This window comes from Desulfocurvus sp., from assembly GCF_023230885.1.
Taxonomy (GTDB): domain Bacteria; phylum Desulfobacterota; class Desulfovibrionia; order Desulfovibrionales; family Desulfovibrionaceae; genus Desulfocurvus.
This window is the reverse complement of the sequence record NZ_JALNWM010000013.1, coordinates 1-25,934: the sequence shown is the minus strand read 5'-3', so window position 1 is coordinate 25,934 and position 25,934 is coordinate 1. Positions and strand designations below refer to the sequence as shown.

The 25,934-nt window shown below is 71.2% G+C and carries 20 protein-coding genes and 1 tRNA gene; 6 read left to right on the top strand and 15 right to left on the bottom strand.

Annotated features, from left to right (window positions below; all coding sequences use genetic code 11):
• Positions 1–107: 107 nt before the first annotated feature.
• From M0P34_RS01895 to M0P34_RS01880, 4 genes are all read right to left on the bottom strand, one after another.
• Complete coding sequence (locus M0P34_RS01895; protein ID WP_291495769.1) at positions 108–1,133, bottom strand: glycosyltransferase; 1,026 nt, start codon at positions 1,131–1,133, stop codon at positions 108–110.
• 106 nt (positions 1,134–1,239) lie between these two features.
• The gene (locus M0P34_RS01890) at positions 1,240–1,638 is read right to left on the bottom strand and encodes a DUF3568 family protein (RefSeq protein ID WP_291495767.1); all 399 of its coding nucleotides are present in this window, start codon (positions 1,636–1,638) and stop codon (positions 1,240–1,242) included.
• 147 nt (positions 1,639–1,785) lie between these two features.
• Positions 1,786–2,682: a TIGR00269 family protein gene (locus tag M0P34_RS01885; protein ID WP_291495765.1), complete on the bottom strand. Its 897-nt coding sequence runs from the start codon at positions 2,680–2,682 to the stop codon at positions 1,786–1,788.
• Between the two features lie 3 nt (positions 2,683–2,685).
• The gene (locus M0P34_RS01880) at positions 2,686–2,898 is read right to left on the bottom strand and encodes a hypothetical protein (RefSeq protein ID WP_291495763.1); all 213 of its coding nucleotides are present in this window, start codon (positions 2,896–2,898) and stop codon (positions 2,686–2,688) included.
• Positions 2,899–3,080: 182 nt separating this feature from the next.
• Here M0P34_RS01880 and M0P34_RS01875 point away from each other — a divergent pair, with 182 nt between their 5' ends.
• The 3 genes from M0P34_RS01875 to trpS all read left to right on the top strand — a co-directional run bounded on the left by M0P34_RS01875 (position 3,081) and on the right by trpS (position 5,203).
• Complete coding sequence (locus M0P34_RS01875) at positions 3,081–3,440, top strand: response regulator (RefSeq protein WP_291495761.1); 360 nt, start codon at positions 3,081–3,083, stop codon at positions 3,438–3,440.
• Between the two features lie 85 nt (positions 3,441–3,525).
• Positions 3,526–4,176, top strand: a complete 651-nt coding sequence (locus tag M0P34_RS01870) for a site-2 protease family protein (protein WP_291495759.1) — start codon at positions 3,526–3,528, stop codon at positions 4,174–4,176.
• A gap of 13 nt (positions 4,177–4,189) precedes the next feature.
• A complete protein-coding gene (trpS, locus tag M0P34_RS01865; protein ID WP_291495756.1) occupies positions 4,190–5,203 on the top strand; it encodes a tryptophan--tRNA ligase in 1,014 nt (337 codons plus the stop codon).
• Positions 5,204–5,209: 6 nt separating this feature from the next.
• Here trpS and M0P34_RS01860 read toward each other — a convergent pair whose 3' ends face one another.
• Positions 5,210–7,684 (bottom strand): DNA internalization-related competence protein ComEC/Rec2, encoded by a 2,475-nt coding sequence (locus tag M0P34_RS01860; protein ID WP_291495754.1) that lies wholly within the window; start codon positions 7,682–7,684, stop codon positions 5,210–5,212.
• An 11-nt stretch (positions 7,685–7,695) separates the two neighbouring features.
• Complete coding sequence (lpxB, locus tag M0P34_RS01855) at positions 7,696–8,856, bottom strand: lipid-A-disaccharide synthase (protein ID WP_291495752.1); 1,161 nt, start codon at positions 8,854–8,856, stop codon at positions 7,696–7,698.
• 156 nt (positions 8,857–9,012) lie between these two features.
• On the opposite strand from lpxB, the gene M0P34_RS01850 reads away from it, so the two are divergent.
• Positions 9,013–9,939 (top strand): Gfo/Idh/MocA family oxidoreductase, encoded by a 927-nt coding sequence (locus M0P34_RS01850; protein WP_291495751.1) that lies wholly within the window; start codon positions 9,013–9,015, stop codon positions 9,937–9,939.
• Between the two features lie 118 nt (positions 9,940–10,057).
• On the opposite strand, the gene murA is transcribed toward M0P34_RS01850, so the two are convergent.
• Positions 10,058–11,311, bottom strand: coding sequence for a UDP-N-acetylglucosamine 1-carboxyvinyltransferase (gene murA / locus M0P34_RS01845; protein ID WP_291495749.1), 1,254 nt, complete (start codon positions 11,309–11,311; stop codon positions 10,058–10,060).
• A gap of 76 nt (positions 11,312–11,387) precedes the next feature.
• Between murA and M0P34_RS01840 the strand changes: the two genes are divergently transcribed.
• Together M0P34_RS01840 and M0P34_RS01835 are read left to right on the top strand one after the other, a co-directional pair.
• Positions 11,388–11,463, top strand: a tRNA-His gene (locus M0P34_RS01840).
• A 232-nt stretch (positions 11,464–11,695) separates the two neighbouring features.
• The gene (locus M0P34_RS01835) at positions 11,696–12,154 is read left to right on the top strand and encodes a hypothetical protein (protein WP_291495747.1); all 459 of its coding nucleotides are present in this window, start codon (positions 11,696–11,698) and stop codon (positions 12,152–12,154) included.
• Between the two features lie 173 nt (positions 12,155–12,327).
• Here the strand turns inward: M0P34_RS01835 and selB are convergent, their stop codons facing one another.
• The 8 genes from selB to M0P34_RS01795 form a co-directional block, all read right to left on the bottom strand.
• Positions 12,328–14,241, bottom strand: a complete 1,914-nt coding sequence (gene selB / locus M0P34_RS01830; protein ID WP_291495741.1) for a selenocysteine-specific translation elongation factor — start codon at positions 14,239–14,241, stop codon at positions 12,328–12,330.
• A gap of 350 nt (positions 14,242–14,591) precedes the next feature.
• On the bottom strand, positions 14,592–16,010 hold the full coding sequence (gene dnaA, locus M0P34_RS01825; RefSeq protein ID WP_291495739.1) for a chromosomal replication initiator protein DnaA: 1,419 nt from the start codon (positions 16,008–16,010) through the stop codon (positions 14,592–14,594).
• A gap of 600 nt (positions 16,011–16,610) precedes the next feature.
• On the bottom strand, positions 16,611–18,176 hold the full coding sequence (locus tag M0P34_RS01820; RefSeq protein ID WP_291495737.1) for a dipeptide ABC transporter ATP-binding protein: 1,566 nt from the start codon (positions 18,174–18,176) through the stop codon (positions 16,611–16,613).
• Positions 18,173–19,207, bottom strand: a complete 1,035-nt coding sequence (locus tag M0P34_RS01815; protein WP_291495735.1) for an ABC transporter permease — start codon at positions 19,205–19,207, stop codon at positions 18,173–18,175. The genes M0P34_RS01820 and M0P34_RS01815 overlap by 4 nt, the downstream gene beginning before the upstream one ends.
• Before the next feature lie 11 nt (positions 19,208–19,218).
• Positions 19,219–20,316, bottom strand: a complete 1,098-nt coding sequence (gene yejB, locus M0P34_RS01810) for a microcin C ABC transporter permease YejB (RefSeq protein WP_291495733.1) — start codon at positions 20,314–20,316, stop codon at positions 19,219–19,221.
• Positions 20,313–22,052, bottom strand: a complete 1,740-nt coding sequence (locus M0P34_RS01805) for an extracellular solute-binding protein (protein ID WP_291495731.1) — start codon at positions 22,050–22,052, stop codon at positions 20,313–20,315. The genes yejB and M0P34_RS01805 overlap by 4 nt, the downstream gene beginning before the upstream one ends.
• Before the next feature lie 187 nt (positions 22,053–22,239).
• Complete coding sequence (locus tag M0P34_RS01800) at positions 22,240–24,336, bottom strand: TonB-dependent hemoglobin/transferrin/lactoferrin family receptor (RefSeq protein WP_291495728.1); 2,097 nt, start codon at positions 24,334–24,336, stop codon at positions 22,240–22,242.
• 43 nt (positions 24,337–24,379) lie between these two features.
• Positions 24,380–25,219, bottom strand: a complete 840-nt coding sequence (locus M0P34_RS01795; RefSeq protein WP_291495726.1) for a hypothetical protein — start codon at positions 25,217–25,219, stop codon at positions 24,380–24,382.
• Positions 25,220–25,934 lie beyond the last annotated feature (715 nt).

Below are 25,934 nucleotides of genomic sequence, written 5' to 3'. Positions count from 1 at the left end.
GGACGTACAGCTCCACCCCCCCGGGGCGGGCGGCGGGGCTCTCGTGCAGCACCAGGGCGATGCGCTGGGCGGTCATGGGCGCTCCTCGTGGCGGCGGCGCGAGCGCCTCAGGCCGCCGTGATGTAATGGACCCCGGGGCGGAAGCCGCGCGCCTCCAGGAAGGCGCCGATGTCCTCGCGGGCGCCCCGGCTGGCGACGTAGGACAGGGCGAAGCACTCCCCGGGCCCGGGCAGGTCGTGGCGGTGGATCACCGGCACCCCGGCCACGGTGTTGCCGATCTTGCGCGGGTCGATGTCCGCCCAGGCGGCGATGCGCACGCCGTGGTCCTCCAGCAGGGCCGCCCGCCTGCGCGTGATGCGCCCGGCGCCCAGCACCACGACCTCGGGGTGGTGCGGGTTGCAGCGCGCCAGCCAGCGCGCCAGGTACTCGGCCTTGACGCGGTAGAAGGCCTGGAGGTCGTAGCGCGGGTCGGTGCGCGAGGCGCGCCCGGGCGGATCGTTCCAGACCAGCAGCGTGCGGGACAGCTTGTCCATGCGCACCCCGGCCTCGAACCAGCGCAGCCACATCTCGTAATCCTCGGGAAAATCGCCCTGGCGCGCGCCGCCGTGGGCCTCGGCCAGGGCGCGGCGGAACATCACCGAGGGGTTGGCCAGGGGCGCGTCGATGAACCGCGCCAGGCTCATGGCCTCGTGGGTCGTCAGGGAGTTGGTCCAGTCCACATGGGCGGCGTAGCCCGCGCAGGCCTTGCGGCAGCCGCCGAACTCCACGCGGCAGGCCACGACCCCGGTGCCGGGATGCGCGCGCAGGTGCGCGGCCTGAAGCTCCAGACGCCGGGGCAGACTGATGTCGTCGGCGTCCATGCGCGCGACGAACTCCCCGCGCGCGGCGGCCACGGCGGCGTTGAAGGCATGGGCCACGCCCCGGTGGGGCAGGAAGAGCGGGCGCACCCGCGCATCGCGCGCGGCATGGGCCGCCAGGACCGAGGCCGTGGCGTCGGTGGAGCCGTCGTCCGCGACGACGATCTCGAAGCGGGGGTGGGTCTGGGCCAGCAGGCTGTCCAGGGCGGCGGGCAGGGTCGCCGCGGCGTTGAACGCGGGCAGGGCGACGCTGACTTCGGGAGGGGCGGTGTCCATGACGGTGCGCGCTCGGGCCGGAACAAAACACAAAAGGCCCTGCGGCCCGCGCCCCGAAGGCGCGAGCCGCAGGTGCCGCGAAAAGCGGGCGCGGCCCTGGCCCGGGCTAGCTGGCGGCCAGGTGCTTGCGGATCTCTTCCAGCAGGCCCGACAGCTTGTACTGGTCCTGGCGGTCCGTGGACGTGAACGTCACGCGGGTCACCCCGGCCTTGCGGTAGGCCACGTTGATCTCAATGGGGCTGCCCTCGGCGGTGGTGGTTTCGACCACGGCCACGAGGTTGTCCTTCTTGTCGAAGGTCACGGGCAGTTCCAGGGACTCCAGGGCGGCGAGCACGGCGGTGTGGACCTGGTCCACAGTGGCGTTCTCGTCGGCGAACATGGTCCCGGTGCAGACGAAATAGGTCGCTCCCTGGGCGACGTTGCCGCCCTTGCCGCCGACGGCGCAGCCCGAGAGCAGGATGGCCGCCAGCGCGGCGCAAAGCAAAGTGGTGACGATGGTACGCATGTGCCCCCCCAGGGCGATGGTTGTTCTGAATGCAATGCGACGCTTCTGCCTACGAAATCAATGCAACCGATACCCGAAAAGCGCACACCGATCAAGGTGCGCGGCGCAAAAAGTGGCGGGGAAATGGCCGCGCCGAGAAAAAGCCTGCTACCCCAGCTTCTCCCGGATGCGGCACACGTTGCAGACCACTGCCGAGGTCGGGTAGCCGCAGCGCTCGCACGGCGCCAGGGCCACCCCGCCCCGGTCCTCGGCGGCCTCGAAATGCGGACGGGCGTTCTTCAGGAACGACTCGTAGAATTGCAGCTTGGCACCGGGGCTCTCGCCTTCCAGGCGGTTCATCAGCTCCTTGCGCCGGGTGAAGCTCGCGCCCTTGCTGTAGGGACACGGCGCCACATGGATGTCGATGCCGCTCAAGAAGGCGTAGGCCGCCGTCTCGTATTCCGACAGGCGGTACAGCGGGCGGCACTTGGCCACGAACCCGTCACGCCCGGGCAGGCTCGGCCCCTGGTCGGACAGGTAGCCCACGTCCCAGCGCAGGGTGTTGGCGAACAGGCGGCCCACCTCGTCGTCGAGGTTGTGCCCGGTGCAGATGGCCGCAAAGCCGTTGTCCATGGCGAACTTATTGAAATAGTAGCGCTTGATCTTGCCGCATACGGAGCAGATGGGCCGGGTGACGCAGGCCTTGACCGCGGGGATGGGCACGCCCTCGCTGGCCATGTCCAGCACGGCCAGCCGCGCGCCCAGGGCCGCGCAGAACGCCTCGACCTTGGCCCGCGCCGCCGGGGAGGATTCGGGGATGCCCAGGTCGATGTGCAGCCCGGTGACGTTGTAGCCCTGGAGCACCAGCTCGCGCAGCAGGCTCAGGGAATCCTTGCCGCCCGACAGGGCCACCAGCACCGGTTCCTGCTGGGAGAACATCCTGTGCTGGTGGATGGCGCGCTCCACCTGGCGGGAGAAGAAGACGCGGAAGCAGTCGGGACAAAAGCCGCTGTGATGGCTGGGCAGGGCCACCTGGGCCACGGCCCCGCAACGGGAACATTTCATGGGTCAGCCTCGGGACACCACGGTGCGCACCGTGATGGCGTCGCCCGGGCGGATCTTGCGGTCAGGGGTCAAAAGCTCGCCGTCGCGGATGACCAGGCAGTCGTTGACGCCAAGCTCCAGGCGGTTCAGGAGCTGGTGGGCCGTGGTCAGCCGGGGGTAGACCAGGGTCCGGCCCTCGCGTTCGAGGACCACGGTCACGGGGGAAGGCTGGGGCATGCGAACCATTCCTATCTTTTTGGTGGGGTATCGTCCCCTGGCGCCGGAGCCCGGAAACGGTTGGGAAATTCCTCTGCGCACTTGATTTTTCCCGAATTCCGTTCCACGATGGGAGCATGGGAACAGGCGCAGGATACCTCCTGACGCCGCAGACCGCAATCGCCGGACACCAGGAGGGCGGGATGCGCAAGATACTCGTTGTGGACGACGAAAAGCATATCCGGATGCTCTACCAGGAGGAGTTGCAGGCCGAGGGTTACCAGGTCGGCACCTCCGACGGCTCCGAGGACATCCTCGCGGTCCTGGACCGCGAGCGCCCCGAGGTCGTCGTCCTGGACATCAAGCTGGGGCCCAACCGCTCGGGGCTCGACCTGCTCCAGCAGATCAGGAGCCGCGAGCAGACCCTGCCCGTGATCCTGTGCACCGCCTACGACAGCTTCCAGCACGACCTGAAGTCCATCGCGGCCGACTACTATGTGGTCAAGTCCGTCGACCTGACGGAGCTGAAGTCCAAGGTTGCCGCGGCCCTGGCCCGCGCCTGAGCCGGGCGGCGCGGCGCCCGGCGCCCCCTGCGCCGCGCCGCCCGGGCTTGCCCGCCGTCCGGGGTTGTGATAACCCCGAGCCCCTATGTTCGAGTTCGCCGAGCAAATCCAACGCATCGCCGTCATGGCCGTGCCCTTCCTGCTGGCCGTGACCTGCCACGAGCTGGCCCACGGGCTGGCCGCGCTGTGGTACGGCGACCCCACGGCCAAACAGGCCGGGCGCCTGACCCTGAACCCCCTGCCGCACCTGGACCCCATGGGCACCCTGGTCTTCGTCATCACGGCCATGACCGGGGGCTTCATCATCGGCTGGGCCAAGCCCGTGCCCGTCAACCCGCGCCACTTCCGCAACGTCCGCCAGGGGCTCATCGTGGTTTCGGCGGCGGGCGCGGCGGCCAACGCGCTGTTGGCCGTGCTGTTCCTGGCGGCCTTCTCCCTGCTGCGCAACAACATCCCGGCCCCGGGCAGCTTCCTGGAGCCCTATTTCGATCCCCTGTACCTCATCGCCCAGTTCGGCGTGGTCATCAACGTCGTGCTGGCCGTGTTCAACCTGCTGCCCATCCCGCCGCTGGACGGCAGCAAGATCCTGGCCGAGCTGCTGCCCCCCGCCTGGGCGTGGAAGTACATGCAGCTCGAGCGCTACGGCCTGATCATCATCGTCCTGCTGGTGGTCACCGGGGCCCTGCGCTTCGTGTTCCAGCCCGTCTGGGCCCTGCTCAACCACATCCTGTTCTGACCAAGGGAACCCCATGTCCAGCCAAAGGCAACGCATCGTCTCCGGAATGCGCCCCACCGGGCCGCTGCACCTCGGCCACCATTTCGGCGTGCTCGTCAACTGGGTGGCCCTGCAACAGGACTACGACTGCTTCTTCTTCGTGGCCGACTGGCACGCCATGACCAGCGAATACGCAGACCCCAGGCGCATCAAGCAGTTCGTGCCCGAGCTGGCCAAGGATTGGCTGGCCGCCGGGCTCGACCCCGAAAAATGCGTCATCTACCAGCAGTCGCAGGTCAAGGAGATCGCCGAGCTGCATCTGCTCCTGTCCATGATCACGCCCCTGGGCTGGCTGGAGCGCTGCCCGACCTACAAGGACCAGAAGGAGCAGCTCGCCGCCAAGGACCTGAACACTTACGGGTTCCTCGGCTACCCCGTGCTCATGACCACGGACATCATCATGTTCCGCCCCGCCCAGGTGCCCGTGGGCGAGGACCAGCTGCCCCACCTGGAGCTGTGCCGCGAAATCGCCCGGCGCTTCAACCACCTGAACTGCGGCGGCGAAAACGGCGCGCCCTTCTTCCCCGAGCCCACGGCCATGCTGACCCGCGAGTCCAAGCTCCCGGGGCTGGACGGGCGCAAGATGAGCAAGAGCTACGGCAACTCCATCGCCCTGGGCGAGCCCATGGACTCCGTGCGCCAGAAGGTCATGGCCATGCTCACGGACACCAACCGCATGCGCAAGGCCGACCCCGGCGACCCCGACGTGTGCAACCTGTTCCCCTACCACAAGATCATGACCGACCCCGAGCGCCTGCCCGGGATCATGGCCGGCTGCCGCGACGCCTCCTGGGGCTGCGTGGACTGCAAGCGCCTGCTGGTGCAGTCCATGGAGCGCTTCCTGGAGCCCATCCACGCCCGCCGCGCCGTGTACGACAAGGACCCCTCCCTGCTGTGGGACGTGCTGGCCGAGGGCAACCGCAAGGCCCGCGAACAGGCCGCCGAAACCATGGCCGCCGTGCGCGCGCTCATCGGCTTCGACTTCTAGCCCCGCTCAGGGCATGACCGCAGTGCCCCGGCAGCCCAGGGCCGTCTCCAGGCGCGCCGGGGCCTGCGGGTCCGCCCAGCTCACGCGCACCGCCCCGCACCGCCCCGTATCGTAGAGCGCGGCCCCGGCTCCGGCCAGGGCCGCGCGCACGCCCTCGGCGGGAAAGCCCAGATAGTTCAGGAACCCCGTGCCCGCCAGCGCCAGCCGGGGCGCCACCCGGGAGTACAGCCCGGGGCACAGGCTGTTGGCGCTGCCGTGGTGCGGCACCACCAGCACCTCGGCGCGCAGGTCGCGCCCCGTGGCCAGCAGCCGGTCGATGCCCGCCCGCTCCACGTCGCCGGGCAGAAGCGCCAGGGGCCGCCCCCGCCACACCAGCCGCAGCACAAGGGACTGGTCGTTGTTCGAGCCCGGGCCCTCCTGGTCCGCGGGATGCAGCACCTCCAGCACGACCCCGTGGCCCAGCTCCAGGGCCTGCCCCGCGCGCACCGTGCGCACGGGCACCCCGTCCTCCCCGAGCGCGGCGCGCAGGGCCGCCCCCGCCTCCCCCTCCGGCCAGCGCCCGCCGTGGACGAAGGCGCCCACCCGCACCCCCCCGGCCACGGCGGCCAGCCCGCCGTAGTGGTCGTGGTCCGGATGGCTGAGGATCATCACGTCCAGCCCCGGCCAGCGCCCGCGCGCCAGGGCGGGCAGGACCACCGCCCGGCCCGGATCCAGCCCGCCGGGAAAGCCGCCCCCGCCGTCCACCAGCACCCGCCCGCCCCCGGGCAGGTCCAGCAGCGCGGCCTGGCTCTGGCCCACGTCGAGCAGGGTCAGGGCCAGGGCCCGGTCCTGCCCCGTGGCCCGGGCCCACAGCCCGGGCCAGGCCACGAGCAGCGCCCCGGCGAGGCATACGCCAAGGGCCGCGCCCCCGCGCGAGCGGACCAGGGCCGCCCCGCCCGCCAGCAGCGCGTAGTAGCCCACCAGATGCGGCCACAGCGGGCGCATGGGCACCGCCACGGGCAGCCAGCCCCGGGCGTCCAGCGCCGCCAGGGCGGCCACGGCGGCGTCCAGCAGGGCGGCGTCCGCCGCGAACAGCCAGCGCCCCGCGCCCTCCAGCCCCGGCGCAAGGGACAGCAGCGCCCCCGCCAGCCCGGCGGGCACCACCGCCAGCCCGAGCACCGGCAGCCACAGCGCGTTCAGCGGCAGGGCCAGGCCCGTTTCCGTGAAATTCCAGACCAGGAGCGGCAGCAGAGCTACGTTGGCCGCCACGCTGGCCACCAGCACCCCGGCCAGGGCCCGCCCCCCGCGCGCGGCCCAGGCCGCCGGGCCGGCGCCCCGGGCAACCGCGCGCCCCGGCACCAGCCGCCATAGCGGCGGGCCCAGCACGGCAATGCCCGCCACGGCCACAGCGGACAGTTGCAGGCGCACGTCGTGCACCACCAGAGGGTCCACGGCCACCAGCACGGCCAGGGCCAGGAACAGGCCGTCCAGCAGCACCCGGCCCCGGCCCAGGAGCAGCAGCGCGCCCCAGGCCGCGAACATGACCCCCGCGCGCAGCAGGCTGGGCGTGGCCCCGCCCAGCCAGACATAGGCCCCCACCAGCGGCGCCCCCAGAACGACGCCCAGCCGGGGCCGGGCCACGCGCAGCAGCAGCCCCGGCCACAGCCGCCCCGCAACCCAGGCCAGCCCCAGGCCCAGGGCCGCCGCGAAACCCAGGTGCATCCCCGACAGGGCCAGACTGTGGGCCAGGGTGGAGCGGCGCACCGTGTCGTAGGCCTCGCGCGCCACGCCGAAGCGCTCGCCCAGGACCAGGGCCTCCAGCAGAGCCCGGCCCGGGCCCTCGGGGGCGCTGGCCGCCACGGCGGCGCGCAGCTCCTGGCGCAGCCGCGCCCCCGGTCCGGGCGCCTCCGGCCCCAGGAGCGGATGCCCGCCCCCGCCGCGGGTGAAGCCCCGGTAGAACACGCCCTGGCGGCCCCAGTGGAAGCGCGTGTCCCAGGCTCCCGGGTTGGCGAAGCCGCGCACCGGGCGCACCCGCAGGCGCACCTGCACGCTCTGGCCGGGATGCGGCCAGGCCGCCGGTTCCTGCCAGGTCCACAGGAACAGCCCGGGCAGGGCCCCCGAGGGGCCGTCATCCAGGGCGAAGCGCGCGTCGGCCAGGAACACGCGAAGCTGGCGCCCGGCAGTGCTTTCCACCCGCTCCACCCGCCCCGAGACCAGGGCCACCCGCCGCTCGGCCATCCACTCCGGCACGCGCTGCGGGTCGGGCCCGGCGGGCAGCGCCCGCGCGGCCAGCCCCCAGCCCAGGGCGAAGGCCGCGCCCAAAAGGGCCGCCCGCCGCCAGGGCCGCTCCCCGGCCAGGGCCCAGAGCAGCACAAGCCCGGCCAGGGCGGGCCAGGGGAAGCGCAGGGCCAGGAGGCCCAGCAGCAGGGCGCAGAAAGGGAATTGCCAGGGCAGCAGGCCGGGCACGGCCCGGCAGGCCGGGGACGCGTCGGCGCCGCGCATGGCCGGGTCGCTCAGCGGACGCCCCCGGGCGCCAGGCCCGCGCCGTCCAGGATGATCCGCGCCGCGCGGTCAGGCGCCCCGGGCTCGCCCACAAGCCCCGCCAGCCGCGCCAGCCGCGCGCGGACCCCGGCCATGGCCGCCGGGTCCGCGAGCCAGCGCAGGGCCTCGGCGGCGATGGCCGCGCCGTTGGCCTGGCCCTGGAGCAGCTCGGGCAGCGCCCGTTCGCCCAGGATCAGGTTGGGCAGGCCGATGGTGCGCAGGCCGACCACCAGCCGCCCCAGGGCGTAGGACAGGGCGGAGACGCGGTAGGCGATCACCGCCGGGGTGCCCACCAGGGCGGCCTCCAGAGTCGCCGTGCCCGAGGCGGCCAGCAGCGCCTGGGACCGGCGCATGGCCCGGTAACGCTCCCCGGGGGGCACGATCTCCACGTCCGGCCCGGCGGGCCACAGGGCGCGCAGGCGCTCCTCGGCCACCCCCGGGGCGCGCAGGATGGCGAACCGGGCCCCGGGCAGGCGGGAGGCGATGATCCGCGCGGCGGCGCCGAACTCGGGCAGCAGGGTTTCGATCTCGCGGCGGCGGCTGCCGGGCAGGATGCCCACAAGCCCGGGCTCGGGCTCCAGGGCGCGCAGCTCGGCCAGGGGAATCTGGTCCACGAGCGGGTGGCCGACGTAGTCGGCGTCCAGCCCGCGCGCGGCCAGGAAGTCCTTCTCGAAGGGCAGGATGCACAGCACGCGCCGCACATGGCGCCGCAGGAACTCCACCCGCCCCGCGCGCCAGGCCCAGACCTGGGGGCAGATGTAGTAGAACACGGGGATGCCCAGGCGCCGGGCCATGCGCACCACGAAGAAATTGAAGTCCGGCGCGTCGATGCAGACCACCGCCGCCGGGCGGACCTCGGCCATGCGCCGGCGCATGCGGCGCAGCAGCCCGGCGATGCGCGGCAGATGGGCCACGATCTCGGTCAGCCCCACCAGGGACAGCTCGGCGATGTCGAAGGCGGGATCGAAACCGGCCCCGGTCATGGCCGGGCCGCCCATGCCCGTGAAGCGCAGCCCCGGGGCGCGCGCGGCCATTGCGCGCAGCAGCAGCGCGCCGTGCAGGTCGCCGGACACCTCGCCCGCGCTGATCCACACCGGCCCGGCCGGGCCCTGGCCCGTCTTGATGCTTTGCATGGCTTCCCTCTCTCCCTGCGGGGCGCCGTCCAAACTAGCTTTTGGCAACCGGGGGAGAATCTGGTACGACGCCCGAGCGACCCTAAGCGAAACACGCCCCCGAGGCAACGGGCCCGCCGCCCGCCCCCCGCCCGGGGCTCCAAAGGAAGGTTCCCCATGCACAAGATAATGAACGTCGCCGTCATCGGCCTGGGCTGGATGGGCCGGGTCCACCTGCGCAACTACACCGAAATGCCCGGCGTGCGCGTGGCCGGGGTCATGGACACCAACCCCGAGGCCCTGGCGGCCATGCACGCCCAGCTCGGCGTGCCGGTGTTCGACAGCCTGGACGCCCTGCTGGACCAGCCCCTGGACGCCGTGAGCGTCTGCGTGCCCACGGTGCTGCACCTGCCCGTGGGCCTGAAGGTCATCTCCCGGGGCGTCTCGCTGCTCATCGAAAAACCCCTGGCCGCCAGCGCCGCCGAGGGCCGCCAGCTCCTGGAGGCGGCCCGCGGGGCCGGGGTGCGGCTCATGGTCGGACACATCGAGCGCTTCAACCCCGCCGTGCAGCGCGTGCGCGAGCTGGCCGCCGAGGACAAGGTCATCTCCATCACCATCGAGCGCGTGGGCCCCTACCCGCCGCGCATCCAGGACGTGGGCGTCATCCGCGACCTGGGCTCCCACGACATCGACCTCATCCGCCACATCTCCGGCTCGGAGTACCGGAAGGTCTTCGCCGTCACGGCCACGACCATCGGCAAGCACGAGGACACGGCGCTCATCACCGCCGAGATGGAAAACGGCGTGCTCGGGCAGATCAGCACCAACTGGGTCACGCCCTACAAGTCGCGCTCCATCCACGTCGCCACCACCTCGCGCTACATCGAGGCCAACCTCATCACCCAGCAGGTCAAGGCCTACAGCCGCTTCCAGGACTACAACGACCACTACAGCATCAAGGAATGGCCCGTGCTCTACCGCGAGCCCGTGCGCAGCGAGCTGACGGCCTTCCTGGGCGCCCTGCGCGACGGCACCGAGGTGCCCATCACCGGCCAGGACGGGCTGGTGGTGCTGGAGACCATCGAGCGGCTGGGCGTGTGCTGACACGCCCCTCGGGGCGCCCGCGCGCAGCGCCCCGGCCATGAACGGACGACGGCCCGCCCGGAGAACAGCTCCGGGCGGGCCGTCGGCGCTTGCGGGCCCGGCCTGCGGGCCGGGCGCCCTACTCCTGCTCGCGGCGGATGACCGCGCCCACGGCGCGCAGCTTGTCCTCGATACGCTCGTAGCCCCGGTCCAGGTGGTAGATGCGCTGGACGTGGGTCGTGCCCCGGGCGGCCAGCCCGGCCAGCACCAGCGAGGCCGAGGCCCGCAGGTCCGAGGCCATGACCGGCGCGCCGGTGAGCCCCGCCACCCCGCGCACCACGGCGGTGCGCCCGTCCAGGGAGATGCGCGCACCCATGCGCCCAAGCTCCGGCACATGCATGAAGCGGTTCTCGAAGATGGTCTCCTTGACCACCCCGGTGCCTCCGGCCAGGCACATCAGGGCCATGATCTGGGCCTGCATGTCCGTGGGGAAGCCCGGGAAGGGCAGCGTGGTCACGTTCACGCCCGCAAGCCCCGAACCCCGGCGGCACAACACGCCCCCGGGCCGCTCCTCGATCCGGACGCCCATCTCGCGCAGCTTGGCGACGACGGCCTCCAGCTCTGCCAGCGGGCAGTCCTCGACCAGCAGCTCCCCGTCGGTGATGGCCGCCGCGCACAGGAACGTCCCGGCCTCGATGCGGTCGGGCATGATGCGGTAGGCGCAGCCCGTCAGGCGCTCCACGCCCTGCACGCGGATGATGCTCGTGCCCTGGCCGCTGATCTTCGCGCCGCAGGCGTTGAGGAAGTTGGCCAGGTCGGCCACCTCGGGCTCGCGGGCGGCGTTGACCAGCGTGGTCTGGCCCTCGGCCAGGGCGGCGGCCATGAGCAGGTTCTCCGTGCCGCCCACGGTGGGGAAGTCGAACTGGATGTGCGCGCCGCGCAGGCGGCCCGCACAGCTGCCGCGGATGTAGCCCTCCTCCAGGTCGAAGACCGCGCCCATGGCCTCCAGGGCCTTGAGGTGCAGGTCCACCGGGCGGGCGCCGATGGCGCAGCCTCCCGGCAGGGCCACCCGGGCCTCGCCCAGGCGCGCCAGCAGCGGCCCCAGGCAGAGCACCGAGGCGCGCATGGTCTTGACCAGGTCGTAGGGCGCCTCGGGGGTCAGGGCCGCCGTGTCCACGCGGGCCACGCCCTGGTCCAGGGAGGTGGTGCAGCCCAGGATCTCCAGAAGCCGCAGGGTGGTGCGGATATCGCGCAGGCCCGGCACGTTGGAGAAGGTCACCGGACCCTCCACGGCCAGGGCCGCGAAAAGCAGGGGCAGGGCCGCGTTCTTGGAGCCGCTGACCCGAATGGTGCCGGACAGGGGACGCCCGCCTTCGATCACGAGTTTTTCCATGGATGCTTTCCGTACGTTGCGGGTTGAAAAGGCTTGACCGCAGCCGAAACCTTCGGTAGACGTTTGCACCTTCACGGTGGGAGTAGCTCAGTTGGTAGAGCACCTGGTTGTGGCCCAGGTGGCCGTGGGTTCAAGTCCCATCTCTCACCCCACGAACGCACAGGCCCCGCTTCGGCGGGGCCTTTTGCCATCCTTGCGCCGAAACGTCGCCCCGGGTATATACGCATCCGCGGCAAAACAAAAGCGCCGCGTGGCTTCCCGCCCGAGCGGGGCCGAAGGCCGCCCCCCGGCGGCAGGCCTCCCGGCCGCCCCGCACAGGCCCGTTCCGGCCCCCAAAAACGGGAAAAACCGACGCAGCGCGCCCGCCAGGGGGACCGTTCCGCCATGAAGACCCTGGGCATCCTTGCCGCCGTCCTGATCCTGAGCCTGCTGGCCCTGGGCCTGGGCAGGCAGCTGAACTGGAACCTCGCGGGGCAGCCCGGGCCCCGCGGCGCGAGCTTTTCCCTGAACACCCCGCGCACGGCCTCGGCCAGCCTGACCCTGACCGCCCAGGAGGAGCAGGCCGTCACCCGCGCCCTGGCCAGCCACGGAAACGTCGCCAGCGCCACCCTGCACGCCGAACGCACCCCGCCCTCCCGCCACCGGGTCGGCCCCGGGACGCCCTGGGCCGCCTTCTCCATGCAGCTGACCCTGGACAACGGGGCAATCCTCTCCTCGCGGGTGCGCCAGGTGCCGCGCGAACGCCTGAAGGACGCCCTGTCCGAATGCGTGGCCGAATGCATGCGCGCCTATGGCGCCCAGGAGGCCCTGGGCCGCGACGTGCGCCGCCTGAGCAACATCTGACCCCGGGCGCCCCGGGCGTTTCGCCCCGGGCATGTCGCCCTGCCCCGTCGCGCGCAAAAACACAGGCCGCCCCCCGAAGGGGGCGGCCCACACCCATTGCGGCAGCGCCCACCCGGGCGAACCGCGAAGAAGAACATACCGCGCCCCGCAGGCGCGGGCAATGGGGGTTTCCCCTATTTCTCCTTGCGCCGCAGCACGCGCATATCGCCCACGCGCACGGTCAGCCGCTCCTTGTCGAACTGTTCCAGCAGGGGGATCAGGTACTTGCGCGACAGGCCGCTGACCGTCTTGAAATCCGCCGCGCCCATTTCGCCCTTCTCCTCCAGAAAGGCCACCACCCGCGCCCGCAGGGCCTCCAGGGCCGGGGCGTGGAAGTACATGTCCTCCTTGACCTTGACCAGCTCCCCGGATTCCTGGAGCAGGCGCAGCACCGGCGCCGCGTCCCGGGCGGTTACGCCCAGGGGCTCCAGCACGTCCTTGAGGTTGGGCGGGGTCTGGCCGCCCTGGCGGTAGGCGTCCTCCAGGGCCGTACGCAGGCGCAGGGCATCCGCCGCCAGCGACACGCTGTGCCCCGGCAGGCGCAGGGTCTCGGCCTCGGCCACCAGCTCGCCGCGGCGCACCAGCCGCTCGACCACGAAATGCGCCAGCCGCTCGGAGAGCCCCCGGCCCCAGGACGAGGCCAGCTCGCCGCGCAGGATGCCCTGCTTCATGGGCTCGGCGCGGTGAAAGGCCGCCACCCGCTCCAGGGCCCCGGCCATGAGCGCCTCCATGACCTCCCCGGCAACGTGGGTGCGCTCGTCCTTGTCCACCAGGTAGGCCGCGCCCTGGCTGCACATCTGCTGCATGAGCCGCTCCAGGGCGCGGGCCTCCAGGGCGCACATGGTGCGCAGCTCGGCCAGGCTCACGCCCTCGGGCCCGGCCAGGGCCAGCTGCGCGGCGAGCACGGCCTGCTGGTCGTCGTCGGCCAGGGCCCGCAGCCGGGCCAGGGCCCCCTGGTCTCCCCGGCGCAGCTTGCGCCCGTGGGGCCCGATGATCCGGCCTCCGGCGATGGTCCGCAGGGGCGAAAAGGAGCGCAGCACCACCCGGTCGCCGTAGACCCCGGGCATGGGCTCGGGCAGCAGCAGGCGGCACAGGGCCGTCTCGCCCGGGCGCAGGGCCTCGCGGTCCAGCAGCAGGACCTTGGCCAGCACCTCGCGGGTGCCGTGGTGCAGATGGATCTCCTTGCGGTGCTTGAGGTCGCGCCCGGCCGAGGCCAGGGCGGTCAGCTCCACGTCCCACAGGGTCTGGGGGAAAAGGGTTCCGGGCCGGGCCAGCACCTGGCCGCGCGCCACGTCCTCCACCTCCAGCCCGGCGAGGTTCACCGCCGTGCGCCGCCCGGCGGGCGCCTCGGTCACGGGCTGGCCGTGGGATTGCAGGCCGCGCGCGCGGGTCCGCGCGCCACCGGGGAAAAGCACCACCTCCTCGCCCTCGGCGATGCGCCCCGAAACCAGGGTGCCCGTGACCACGGTACCGTGCCCGCGCATGGTGAACACGCGGTCCACGGGCAGGCGGAAGAGGTCCGCGGGGCGGGCGGCGGTGGTCCGGGCCGCCAGCTCGGCGATGGCCGCGCGCAGGGCGTCCAGCCCGGCGCCGGTGTGCGCGCTCACGGGCAGGACCGGGGCGTCCTCCAGGAAGCTCCCGGCCAGGGAGCCGCGCACGTCCTCCTCGACCATCTCCAGCCAGTCGGCGTCCACGGCGTCGGCCTTGGTCAGGGCCACCAGCCCGCGCCGGATGCCCAGCAGGGTGCAGATTTCCAGGTGCTCGCGGGTCTGGGGCATGACGCCCTCGTCGGCGGCCACGGCCAGCAGCACGAAATCGACCCCCGAAGCCCCGGCGACCATGTTCTTCACGAAACGCTCGTGGCCGGGCACGTCGATGACGCCCAGGCGCGCGCCGCCCGGCAGATCCAGGAAGGCGAAGCCCAGCTCGATGGTGATGCCGCGCTTCTTCTCCTCCTTCAGGCGGTCGCAGTCGATGCCCGTCAGGGCCTTGATGAGCGTTGTCTTGCCGTGGTCGATGTGCCCGGCGGTACCCATGATAACCGGCATGTCTGGCCTCGTGCGGATTGGGGAACGTGGATGCAAGCCCTCTTAGTAGGGCAAAAACGGCCCCGCCTCAAGCCGGGGGGCGCGCCGAGGGCCGCGACGCGCCCGCCGGGGCGCGCGGCCCGGCCGGGCCGGGGCCAAGGCCGGGGCGGCGCCGGGTGGCCGGGCAGACGGGGCGGCAGGCCGCCCGCCCCCAGCCCGCGCAGGCCGCTCCAGGCCGCCCGGCACCCCAGGCCGCGCAGGCCGCTCCATATGGCGAGATGCAGGGAAACGAAAAAATCCAGGACGCGCAGTGTATCTCGCATACACAGGCAGCCTGGATTTTTCCGTCGGCGCGGCGCCGGGGTGTCCCGCTAGAGGGTCTTGATGCGCCCGGCCACGGAGTCGATCTGGCGGCCCAGGGGCGTCTGGAGGCGGATCTCGCGCTCCACGTTGGTGATGCCCTTGAGCACCGTGGAGTGGCGGCGGTTGAGCTGGCCGCCGATCTGCTTGAGGGGCATGTCGGTGTGCATGCGCGCCAGGTAGAAGGCCGTGTTGCGGGCCAGCACGATGTCGCGGCGGCGGCTCTTGGAGGCCAGGGCCGAGGGCTCAACGCCGAAGCTGCGGCAGATGTGCTCCAGGATCTTCTGGAAGCTGATCCGCCCGGTGTCGGTGCTGGTGTAGTTGCGCAGCACCTGGGCGACCATGTCCATGGTAATGGCCTCGCCCAGCAGGCGGGCCTTGAGCACCAGGCTTTGCAGGCAGCTCTCCAGCTGGCGCACGTCGTCGGTGAGGTGCTCGGCCAGGCAGTCGGACACGTCGCCCGGCAGGGTCACCTGGTGCTGGCGGGCCTTGCTCTCCAGGATGCGCCTGCGGGTGTCGTAGCAGGGGCGGTCGATGGTGGCCAGGAAGCCCGAGCACAGCCGCGAGGCGAGATGGTCGTCCACGTCCTTGAGCTCGCGGGGCAGAAACGAGCTGGACAGGACGACCTTGCAGCCCCGGTCCTGCAAGGCTTTCAGGGTTTCCAGCAGCTCGTCCTGGGTGCGCTCCTTGCCCTGGAGGAAATGGATGTCCTCCAGCAGCAACACGTCCACGTTGTCGCGGAAGCGGTTCTTGAAGCGCTCCATCTCGCGGGAGCGGATGGACAGGATGAGCTGCGTGGCGAACTCCTCGGCGGTCAGGTACGCAACGCGCGCGTTGGAGCGGTTGCTGGCCTGGGCCATGGCCCGGCCGATGGACTGGAGCAGGTGCGTCTTGCCCAGGCCGGGGGCGGAGTTGAGGAACATCTGGTCGCAGTCCAGCACGCCCCGGGTCATGCCCTTGGCGGCGACGTAGGCCAGCTCGTTGCTCGGGCCGACCACGAAGTCCTCGAAGCCGAAGCGCCAGGACAGGGTGTTCAGCCCCTGGGGCACGAGGTTGGGCAGGCCGAGCTGGCCCTGGCGCGGGGCGCGGGCCGGGGCCGGGGCCTTGCCGTTGCCCCCGGCGGGGGCCGGGGCGGCCTGCGCCCTGCCGTTGCCGCCCGGGGCGGCGGGAGCGGCGGGAGCGGCCTGCACGGCCCGGGGCCGCACGGAAATCTCGACGCTCGGGCGGGCGCCCAGGGCCTGCGTGGCGGCCTCGGCGATGGTCTCCAGCAGCCTGTCGCGCACCCAGGAGGCCACGAAGGCGTTGGGGGCGAAGAGGGCCAGCCGTCCGTCGGCGGCCTCTGCGTCCAGGGGCTTGATCCAGACCTGGTACAGGCCGGGGTTGACCGTCTTTTCCAGGATATTCAGTATCTGAGGCCACGCGTTCATCATGGAGCGTGTTCTAGGCCGAATCCCGCCCCCGGGCAACGGGGAGAATCCGGCGTCGCACGGTCGTCACAAAAGGCTTTCCCCACATCTCCCCAACATGACAACCACTTCTAATCAATGAGAATTCGTCTCAAGGCGCGAAAACCCGTACCCCCCGGGGAACGGGCACCGGGCAAGGGTTGCCGCAGGTCAAGTGGAACATCCATCAAAAAGTTTTCCACAGGGCAATCTCAACCAAACGCACTCTTATGGACGCTGATGCCTTTTATCTTTTCGGAACACTGGAGAATGTCGCTCCCTGGAGCCCTTTGCTCTTGACAACAGCCAAAATCCAGCCCCCCAGAGGGCTTCCCGGGGGCTGGCGTCCGGCCCGGCCCCGCAGGGGGCCAAAACCAAAAGAAACGACGTTATACGCACAAATCCGGCCTTTCGCGGCCCGGAGCGCAAGGCGGCCCCTGCCGGGCGCGGGCTCCCGGGCGGGAGCCCGCGCCCGGGCCGCGCGGCGGCCCAGCGCCGGGGCGGAAAAGCCGAAAACCGGTATTCTGGGGCGATTAGCGGCGACGGTATGAAGGCGGCCCGATGCCGGGGGCAGCGGGCCGCCGCTCACCCGGGCAGGGCCGCCCGCAGCAGGGTGCGGGTGTGCTCGTGCTCCGGCGCGGAGAAGATCGCCCCGGTGGGGCCGGACTCGACGACGCGCCCGTCGTGCATGATGAGCACCCGGTGGCAGAGCCTGCGCACCAGGGCGAGGTCGTGGGTGATGAAGATGCTGGACAGGCCGTGGCGCAGCTGCAACGCCCGCAGCAGCGCCACCACCTGGAACTGGGTGTTGCGGTCCAGGCTGGACGTGGGTTCGTCGAACACGATGCACCGGGGGCGCATGACCAGGGCGCGGGCGATGCACACGCGCTGGCACTGGCCGCCGGACAGCTCGTGGGGGTAGCGGTGCAGCAGGTCCGCGGGCAGCTCCACCTCGCCCAGGGCGTCCACGACCCGGGCCTGGGTCGCCGGGCTGGACGGCCGGGTGCCCAGCCCCTCGGCGACGCATTCCAGCACGCTGAACCGGGGGTTCAGGGAGGCCAGGGGATCCTGGAAGACGACCTGGAGCCCCGCGCGCAGGGGGCGCAGGCGGGCCTCCGGCAGGGCCAGGATGTCCTCGCCCCCGAAGACCACACGCCCCGAGGCCGGAATCAGGCGCAGCAGGGCCTGGCCCAGCGACGACTTGCCCGAGCCGCTCTCGCCCACCACCCCCAGGCACTCCCCCTGGCGCAGGCAAAACGAGACGCCACGCACGGCCTCCAGCCAGCGGGCGGGCCGCCCCGGCCAGGTGCCGCCCAGGGGATAGCGCACGGCGAGCCCCTGGGCGGCGAGGACCTCCGGGGCATCCGGCGCCACCGGGTCCGGGGGCTCGCAGGGTTCCGCGTCCAGCAGCATGCGGGTGTAGGGGTGCCGGGGCATGGCGAACACCTGCCGCGTGGCGCCCTCCTCGATGATGCGGCCCCGGCGCATGACGCATACGCTGTCGGCCACGCTGCGCATCATGGGCAGGTCGTGGCTGATGAGCACGATGGACAGGGAACCGCGCAGGGCCAGCAGCGCGTCCAGCACCTGGCGCTGCACGGCGGCGTCCAGGGCCGTGGTGGGCTCGTCGGCGATGAGCACGTCGGGCTCGTCGGCCAGGGCCAGGGCGAGCATGGCGCGCTGCCGCTGCCCGCCGGAAAGCTGGTGCGGGAAGGCGTTCATGTAGCGCGGCGCGTCCTGCATGCCCACCTGGCGGAGCAGCTCCGCCACCCGCTCCCGGACGCGGGACGGCCTCCAGCCCCGGCGCAGGGCCAGCCCCTCGCCGATCTGCCTGCCGATGCGGTGCAGGGGGTTCAGACTGCCCAGCGAATCCTGAAACAGCATGGCCATGCGCCTGCCGCGCAGCTCGCGCATGCGCGCCTCGGCCAGGCCGGAGATGACGACGCCGTCCAGCTCCACGCGCCCGGACAGCACCCGCCCCCCGGCGGGCAGAAGGCCCAGGAGGGCGCGCGCGGTGAGCGACTTGCCCGACCCGCTCTCGCCCACAAGCCCCAGAATCCGCCCGCGCTCCAGGGAGAAGCCGACGCCCTCCACCACCGGAGCCAGCCCGAAGCCGATGCTCAGGCCCTCCACATGCAGGATCGGCGTCATGCCCGCAGCCCTCCGTTGGGGTCGAAAGCATCGCGCACGGCCTCGCCGATGAACACCAGCAGGCACGGCAGGACGGCCAGCGCGCCGAAGGCCGTAAGCCCGATCCAGGGGGCGTGGATGTTGGTCTTGCCCTGGGCCAGCAGCTCCCCCAGCGCCGGGGAGTCCGGCGGCAGGCCGAAGCCCAGGAAATCCAGGGAGGTCAGGGTGATGATCCCCCCGTTGAGGATGAACGGCAGGGACGAGATGGTCGCGACCAGCGCGTTGGGCAGGATGTGGCGGAACATGACGCGCCGCTCGCGCACCCCAAGGGCCCGGGCCGCGCGCACATAGTCCTGCTTGCGGCCTTTCAGGAACTCCGCGCGCACGACATCCACCAGCCCCATCCAGCCGAAGAGCAGCATGATGCCCAGCAGCATCCAGAAGGTCGGCTCCACGAAGCTGGCCAGGATGATCAGCAGGTAGGTCACGGGCATGGCGCCCCAGATCTCCATGAAGCGCTGCCCGGCCAGGTCGATCCGGCCGCCGCGATAGCCCAGCACGGCCCCGACGCAGATGCCGATCAGCGCGCCGCTGCCCGCCAGCAGAAGCCCGAAGAGCACCGAAAGCCGGAACCCGTAGAGCAGGCGGGCCAGCACGTCGCGCCCGCTGTCGTCCGTGCCCAGCCAGTGCTCCGCCGAGGGCGGGGTGGGAAACGGCGCCGTCTCCGCGCGGGCGACGGTGGCGTAGGAATAGCGCACCGGCGGCCAGAGCATCCAGCCCTCGCGCTCCACCAGGGCGCGCAGGGCCGGGTCGTGATAGTCCGCCGCCGTCTCGAAGGCCCCGCCAAAGGCGGTTTCGGGATAGTCGAACAGCAGCGGGCAATGCAGCTCGCCCCGGAAGACCAGCAGAAGCGGGCGGTCGTTGGCCAGAATCTCCGCGCACAGGCTCGTGCCGAACAGCGCCAGGAACAAGACCAGGGAGACAAAGCCTCGCCTGTTGGCGCGAAACGCGGCCCAGCGCCGCGCGTTGATGCCCTGAAGCCTGAAAGCCATGCGTCGCCCCTTCATTGCCGGACCGGGTTGAAGTCGATGCGCGGGTCCACCAGCGCATAGGTGATGTCGCTCAGTATCTTGACCACCAGGCCGAGCAGCGTCGACAGGTACAGCGTGGCGAACATCAGCGGATAGTCCCGCTGCATGGTGGCCTCGAAACCCATGAGCCCCAGCCCGTCCAGCGAGAAGATGACCTCCACCAGCAGCGAGCCGGTGAAGAACATGCCCAGGAACGCCCCGGGGAACCCGGCGATGAAGATCAGCATGGCGTTGCGGAACACATGGCCGTAGAGCACGCGCCCCTCGGTCAGCCCCTTGGCCCGCGCGGTGACCACATACTGCTTGCCGATCTCGTCCAGGAAGCAGTTGCGGGTCAGCTGGGTCATGCCCGCGAAGCCGCCGATGACCAGCGACAACACGGGCAGGACCATGTGCCACAGGTAGTCGGCGACCTTGTGCAGCGGCGACATGGCCTCGAACCCCGGAGACACCAGCCCGCGCAGCGGAAAGACGCTCCAGTAGCTGCCGCCCGCGAACAGGATGACCAGCAGGATGGCGAACAGGAAGGCGGGGATGGCGCTGGCCACGACCACGGCGAACCCCGACCAGGCGTCGAACCGCGTCCCGGCCCGGACGGCCCGGCGGATGCCCAGCGGGACGGAGACCAGGTACGAGAGCAGCGTGGTCCAAAGCCCCAGGGACAGCGAGACGGGCAGCTTCTCGCGCACCAGCTCCAGGATGGTCTTGTCCCGGTGGAAGCTCTCGCCGAAGCGGAACAGGGCGAAGTCGCGCAGCATGGTCCAGTAGCGCTCCAGCAGGGGCCGGTCGAAGCCGTAGTGGCGCCGGATGCGCTCCACCAGCTCGGGGTCGGCGTGGGCCCCGGGGCGATAGCCGTCCAGGTTGTCCAGCGAGCTCTGGACCACCTTGATCTCGTCCTGCGTGGCCCCGCCCGCCCGCTCCAGGGCCGAGCGCGCCTGGCCCTGGATGCGCGCCAGCGCCTGCTCCACCGGGCCGCCCGGGCAGAGCTGGATCACGAAGAAATTGACGGTCAGGATGGCCAGCAGCGTCGGCACGACCAGGGCGAGCCGTTTCAGGATATAGCCGCTCATTGCGTCCCCCGGGGATGGCCCTGGTCCGACGAGGCCCACCAGGCGTTGATGTCGACAAAAGACGAACGCCCGGCCCGGGGGTGCTCGATCCCGCGGCGGTAAGCCACGCGGTCCACGCCCGAGGCCCCGAGGGGCACGACGTATTCGCCCCACAGCAGCACACGGTCCAGCGCCCGGCAGGCGGCGACGGTCTCCTTGCGCTCCCGGGCGGCGAGGACGGCCTCCACCAGCGCGTCCACCGCTGGGTCGGCGATGCCCGCCAGGTTCGGGCTGTCCGGCATATCCCGCGACATGGAATGCCAGAAAAAGCGCAGCTCCTGGCCGGGGTGGCGCCCGTGGCCGAAGAAGGCGGAAACCATGTCGAAGTCGAAGTCGGACTTCTTGCGCATGAAGGTCGGCGTGTCGGCCACGAACACATGCAGCCCGATGCCCAGGCGGCGCAGGTTGCCCGCGAAGGACACGGCCAGGCGCCGCACCGCCGCCGAATCCGTCAGCAGCTGGAAGCGCAGCGGAAGCCCCGTCTGCGGATGGCGGCGCAGGCCGTCCCGCACGCGGTAGCCCGCCTCGTCCAGCAGCCGGGCGGCCTGCAGCAGGTTGTCCCGGTTGTGGCCGTCGGCCTGGGAAACGGGGAAGGCGTGGGGCCGCTCGAAAAGCTCGCGGGGCAACCGGTCCCGGAAGGGTTCGAGCAGCTCCAGCTCGCGCCCCCCGGGCACGCCGGAGCACGCCAGCTCGGTGTTGGTGAAATAGCTCGTGGTCCGCAACTGCTCGTTCCAGAAGAACTGGCGGTTGATCCACTCGTAGTCCAGGGCCAGCACGATGGCGCGCCGGACGCGGATGTCGGCGAACATGGGCCTGCGGGTGTTGAAGAAGAAGCCCTGGATGCCCAGGTCGCGGCCGTGGGGCAGGCTCTCCCTGACGATCTCCCCGCTGTCGAAGGCCGGGCCGGTGTACAGGGTGTGCCAGTTCTTGGCGGAATGCTCCTCCCGGAGGTCGTAGTGCCCGGCGCGGAAGGCCTCCTGGGCCACGGTGGCGTCGCGGAAATACTCGTAGCGCACGGTGTCGAAATTGAAGCGCCCCCGGCAGACGGGCAGGTCGGCCGCCCAGTAGTCGCGCACGCGCTCGTAGACGACCTCGCGCCCCTGGCGGAACGAGCGCAGGCGGTAGGGGCCGCTGCCCGGCACGATCTCCAGGGCCGTGCGGCCGAGGTCGCGCCCTTTCCAGAAGCTGGCGGGGTAGATGTACAGCCGGCCCACATACTGCGGGATCTCGCGGCTGGCGCCGGGGGCGAAGGTGAAGCGGACGCACCGCTCGCCCACGGCGCGCACCGAGAGGATGTCGGCGAAGAAGCGCTGGAGCACGCTGCCGATATTGCTCATGGTCGCCTCGTACGAGAAGACCACGTCATGGGCCGTGATGGGGCTGCCGTCATGGAAGCGCGCGGCGGGGTTGATGTCGAACTCGATCCACGACCGGTCGTCGGGGTAGCGGATGCGCTGCGCCACGAGGCAATAGTCCGTGCCGGGCTCGTCGCGCGCGGGGGTGGTCAGGCTGTCGTGCAGCAGGCCGAACCCGGCGGGCAGGTCGCCCTTGGAGGAAAACGGGTTGGTGGTGTCGAAGGTGCCCACGGCGTGCAGGCGCAGCTCGCCGCCCTTTGGCGCGGCGGGGTTCACATAGGGGAAATGGCTGAAGCCGGGCGGCAGGCCCGGGGCCCCCGCGATGGTCAGGGCGTGGGTCACGGTGATCCCCTCCCCGCGGGCGGCGCCGGGGAGCGCGGCGGGCAGGGCAAGGACCGCCGCCAGCAGAACGGCCGCCCGCATCAGGCGGCGGGCCGGGGCAAGGCAGTGGCAAAACGGCACATCTTCTCCGGAACGGCCCGGCCCCGCGCATGCGGAGCCGGGCCATCGAAACGGCGTTCGGGTTGACCTAGAAGGAGTAGGACAGGGTCATGTTGACGCTCTGGCCGATCTCGTAGGATCCGTCGTAGTTGGTGTAGTGCTGGTCGAAGAGGTTATCCACGCTGAAGTCCAGGCGCAGGCCCTCGAGGGACTCCAGGCGGGGCTCCCAGGTCAGCCCCACGCCGTGGACGGCGTAGGGATGGCGGGTGGCCTCGCTGGCGGCGAACACGTCGTAGTACCTGTAGGCGCTGACGAAGCGGGACTTCCAGAAGAGGTTCAGCCCGGAGTCGGCGAAGAGGTAGCCCAGGCGCAGGGCCAGCTTTTCCGGGCTGCCGCCCACGCGCTCGCGCGTTTCCTTGTCGTGGCCGATGGTCTTGCCGTAGGACGCGGCGAAGGAGAAGCCCGCCACGCCGTATTCCAGCTCGACCTCGTAGCCGAAGCGCTCCGCGCGGTTGACGTTCACGCTCTGGTAGTGGATCTCGCCCAGGGGCGGGGTGGTGAAGTTCTTGGTCAGCTGCGATTCGATGAGGTTCTTGATGTCCTCGCGGAAGTAGGTCGCCTTCAGGCGCAGGGGATCGTTGGCGGTAAAGACCCCGTCGAAGCCCAGGTTGAAGCCGGTCTCCCAGGTCTCGGCGGTTTCCGGTTCGAGGTTGGGGTTGGGCAGCACGCGGATGGTGCCCCAGGGCAGGGGGTAGTCCATAGCGTAATATATCTCGTCCATGGACGGCGGCCGGAAGGACTCGGAGTACGAGCCGAAGACGCTCAGCCAGGGCATGACCTGGAGCTTGGTGGTGAACTTGGGCGTGATGCGGCCCTCGCTCTGGTCGTCGGCGACATCGGAGTCGGAGGAACGGGAGTAGGAGGTGTAGCGCAGGGCCGGAATCAGCGTCAGGCGGTCGAACAGCTCCAGCTCGTCCTGGATGAAGAGGCCCATGTCGCTGGCGGTGGCCTCGGGGCGGGCGGGGTCGGGTCGGCCGAAGTCGGTGCCCTCCTGGTGGTCCCGGTAGTAGTCCAGCCCGTAGGTCAGCGCGTTGTCGGCCACCTCGCCCAGGGAGAAGCGCGAGGTGTTCTGGAGGCTGCCGCCAAAGGAGGTGAACTTGTCCTTCAGCTGGCGGGGCACGTCGTTCAGGTATTCGTTTTCGCGCCAGGCGGCCTGGGTGGTCAGCTTGAGGTCCAGCCACGGCTTGTCGGCGGGGGCCAGCTCGTAGTTGCCCACGAGGCGGTGCTCCTGCTGCGTGAAGGTGCTGACCGCGCGGGTGGACGAGTGCCGCCCGTCGCTGAAGGTGTAGGCCAGGGAGAGGTACTGGTCGTCGTCCGGCGTGACCGCGAGCTTGAGCAGGCTGCTGCGCGAGTAGCCGCTGCGGTAGCTGGTGTCCTTCGAGGGCGAGGGGTTGGTGGTCCTGGTGTCCCCGAAGTCGCGGTAGACGCCCTGGCCGACCAGGTCGAACATGCCCTGGCGCCCGTAGAGAGCCAGGGAGCTCATGGTCTGGTGGGTGCCCGACAGGTAGCCGGTCTTGAGCTTGCCGCCGAGGTTGCTGCCCGGTTCGAGCAGGTCGGCGGCGTCCTTGGTGCGCATGGAGATCACGCCGCCGATGCCGCCGCCGCCGTGCAGCACGGAGGACGGCCCGCGCAGCACCTCCACCTGCTTGAGCATGTCGGGGTCGATGACCACCGGGGAGTTCCCGATGCCGGACTGCGACGTGTAGTTCTGGCGCGCGCCGTCGAGCTTGAAGATCGTCTGGCTCGGGGACAGGCCGCGCAGGGACGGCTTCTGGATGAACGGGTTGGTCGGGTCGGAGAACTCGAGGTTGGGCACGTCCTCCAGCAGGTCGCGCAGGGTGGTGGCCTGGCGGCGCTCGATGGCGTCGCCCTCCAGGGCCACCACCGACGCGGGGGCCTCGAAGGCGCTCTGCTCGGTACGCGTGGCGCTCACGACGATCTTGTCGAGGGTGACGGCCGGGGCGGCGCCCCGGGCGCCGTCGGCCGCGGTGGCGTTGCCGGCGGCGGCGGCCAGGGCCTGCCCGTCGGCGGGCTGCCCCTGCCCCGGCGCGCCGTGGGCGGGCGCGGCCAGCAGGACGCCCAGCAGCAGCACGGGCGCGAGTCTTGACCAGTGACGGTTTTTCATTGCTCTCTCCTGGATTCGGAAAAAGGATCGAAACGGGGGGCCATCAACCGGCGAGCGCCTGGCCCCACAAGGCGAGGCTGTGGGGGTAGCTCATGGGGTTGGCGTCGCAACAGTGCGGCAGCGCGTAGACGGCGTGGTCGCGCAGGGCGGGAATCCGCGCCGCCTGCCCGGGGTGCTCGCGGGCGAAGTCGCGCAGGGCCAGCAGCCCCACCAGCGGGTCGCCGGTCAGGGCGATGGCGTCGGGGTTGGCCTCTTCCAGGCCCTTGAACTCGCGCAGCAGCTGGATGCCGCCCATGACCGTCTCCTCCGTGGGGCTCAGCAGGGGCCCGGCGACATTCTCGCATCCCAGCGGAGCGAGCAGCGCCGTGTCCACGAAGCCCCCCGGCGTTTCGGCCAGCAGGTAGCGCTCCTGCGCGCCCGCCCCCGGCCGGGAGATGCCCAGCAGCACGAGCACCCGCTTGCCCGGGCGCGGCAGGTTCGCCTGCGCCGCCTCGAGCTGCCGCCCGTACTCTGCGGCGACCTTGACGGCCTCCTTTTCGCGGCCGAAGATGCCGCCCGCCTCGGCGATGGCGTGTTCGAGCCCGCGCGTGAAGTCGAGCACGCGGACCGCCAGGCCCTCGGCCTCGAGCTCCGCAGCCATGCCCGAAGGATCCGGATCACCGCCGGTCCGCTCGAGCACGACGTAATCGATGTCCATTTTCCGGTAGGCGTTCAGCAGCATCTTGCGCTTGGCGCCCATGATGCACAGCACGCAGTCCAGCTGGCAGACGAAGGGGTACTCCGTTTCGATCATCGGCACCTGGCCGCCGACCATGGCCTTGGGGTAGCACCCGAGGGACCGGGCGACATCCGCCACGCGGTCGCCGACAAAGATGGTATTCAACAAACTGGGGCCTCGCTTCACGGTTCCTCCCTGGGATAGGCGCACGGGGCGTCAGCCGCGCCGCGCACGTTAATTTTGATTCTCAATTTCAGCAAGGGCCGTGCCAGGGAGGGTCTGCGATATTTTTCATTTAAGAACAATGTTTTACGGAACAATGGTAAAAAGACGGTGCCGCGGGGCTGGGAACCATATCTCCCGAGTCCGGGACGATTGCGCTAAAAAAGCATTATACTGCAATGCTTTCAGCGCCACGGGGTGAAAATCTCCCGCAATGGGGCCTTTTCGCCCCACCCGGGCGCGCTGGGCGCGCGGGCGGCGGGGCGGCGAGGCGGCGTTGCCTCCCCGCCGCGAACCTTTTTGAGGTTCCAGAGCACTCCCGGCTCGCGGCGGCGTCCCCTGCCCTCCGGCTCACGGCGGCGTCCCCTGCCCTCCGGCTCACGGCGGCGCCCCCTGCCCCCCGGCTCGCGGCGGCGGCGCGGGACGGCCGGGGGCTGCCCGGGCACGGGCAACGTCCGGAGCCGTCCGGACCACCCCGCGGCACGCAGCGCCCCGAAAAACCCGCAGCGCCCGGCAGCGCCTCGCGGCCTCCAAGTGATGGAATTCAGGATAACTAGAGGTGGTTGACGAGATAACCGGGACTATCTGGGATGACCAGGGACTTGGTGGGACGGGCATATATGAAAGAGTGTTTCACGATTTGAAGGGGCTTAGATGG

Coding starts and splice junctions, on each gene's coding strand:
- M0P34_RS01895 (WP_291495769.1), bottom strand. CDS start 1,133: ATGGACACCGCCCCTCCCGAAGTCAGCGTCGCCCTGCCCGCGTTCAAC.
- M0P34_RS01890 (WP_291495767.1), bottom strand. CDS start 1,638: ATGCGTACCATCGTCACCACTTTGCTTTGCGCCGCGCTGGCGGCCATC.
- M0P34_RS01885 (WP_291495765.1), bottom strand. CDS start 2,682: ATGAAATGTTCCCGTTGCGGGGCCGTGGCCCAGGTGGCCCTGCCCAGC.
- M0P34_RS01880 (WP_291495763.1), bottom strand. CDS start 2,898: ATGCCCCAGCCTTCCCCCGTGACCGTGGTCCTCGAACGCGAGGGCCGG.
- M0P34_RS01875 (WP_291495761.1), top strand. CDS start 3,081: ATGCGCAAGATACTCGTTGTGGACGACGAAAAGCATATCCGGATGCTC.
- M0P34_RS01870 (WP_291495759.1), top strand. CDS start 3,526: ATGTTCGAGTTCGCCGAGCAAATCCAACGCATCGCCGTCATGGCCGTG.
- trpS (WP_291495756.1), top strand. CDS start 4,190: ATGTCCAGCCAAAGGCAACGCATCGTCTCCGGAATGCGCCCCACCGGG.
- M0P34_RS01860 (WP_291495754.1), bottom strand. CDS start 7,684: ATGCGCGGCGCCGACGCGTCCCCGGCCTGCCGGGCCGTGCCCGGCCTG.
- lpxB (WP_291495752.1), bottom strand. CDS start 8,856: ATGCAAAGCATCAAGACGGGCCAGGGCCCGGCCGGGCCGGTGTGGATC.
- M0P34_RS01850 (WP_291495751.1), top strand. CDS start 9,013: ATGCACAAGATAATGAACGTCGCCGTCATCGGCCTGGGCTGGATGGGC.
- murA (WP_291495749.1), bottom strand. CDS start 11,311: ATGGAAAAACTCGTGATCGAAGGCGGGCGTCCCCTGTCCGGCACCATT.
- M0P34_RS01835 (WP_291495747.1), top strand. CDS start 11,696: ATGAAGACCCTGGGCATCCTTGCCGCCGTCCTGATCCTGAGCCTGCTG.
- selB (WP_291495741.1), bottom strand. CDS start 14,241: ATGCCGGTTATCATGGGTACCGCCGGGCACATCGACCACGGCAAGACA.
- dnaA (WP_291495739.1), bottom strand. CDS start 16,010: ATGATGAACGCGTGGCCTCAGATACTGAATATCCTGGAAAAGACGGTC.
- M0P34_RS01820 (WP_291495737.1), bottom strand. CDS start 18,176: ATGACGCCGATCCTGCATGTGGAGGGCCTGAGCATCGGCTTCGGGCTG.
- M0P34_RS01815 (WP_291495735.1), bottom strand. CDS start 19,207: ATGGCTTTCAGGCTTCAGGGCATCAACGCGCGGCGCTGGGCCGCGTTT.
- yejB (WP_291495733.1), bottom strand. CDS start 20,316: ATGAGCGGCTATATCCTGAAACGGCTCGCCCTGGTCGTGCCGACGCTG.
- M0P34_RS01800 (WP_291495728.1), bottom strand. CDS start 24,336: ATGAAAAACCGTCACTGGTCAAGACTCGCGCCCGTGCTGCTGCTGGGC.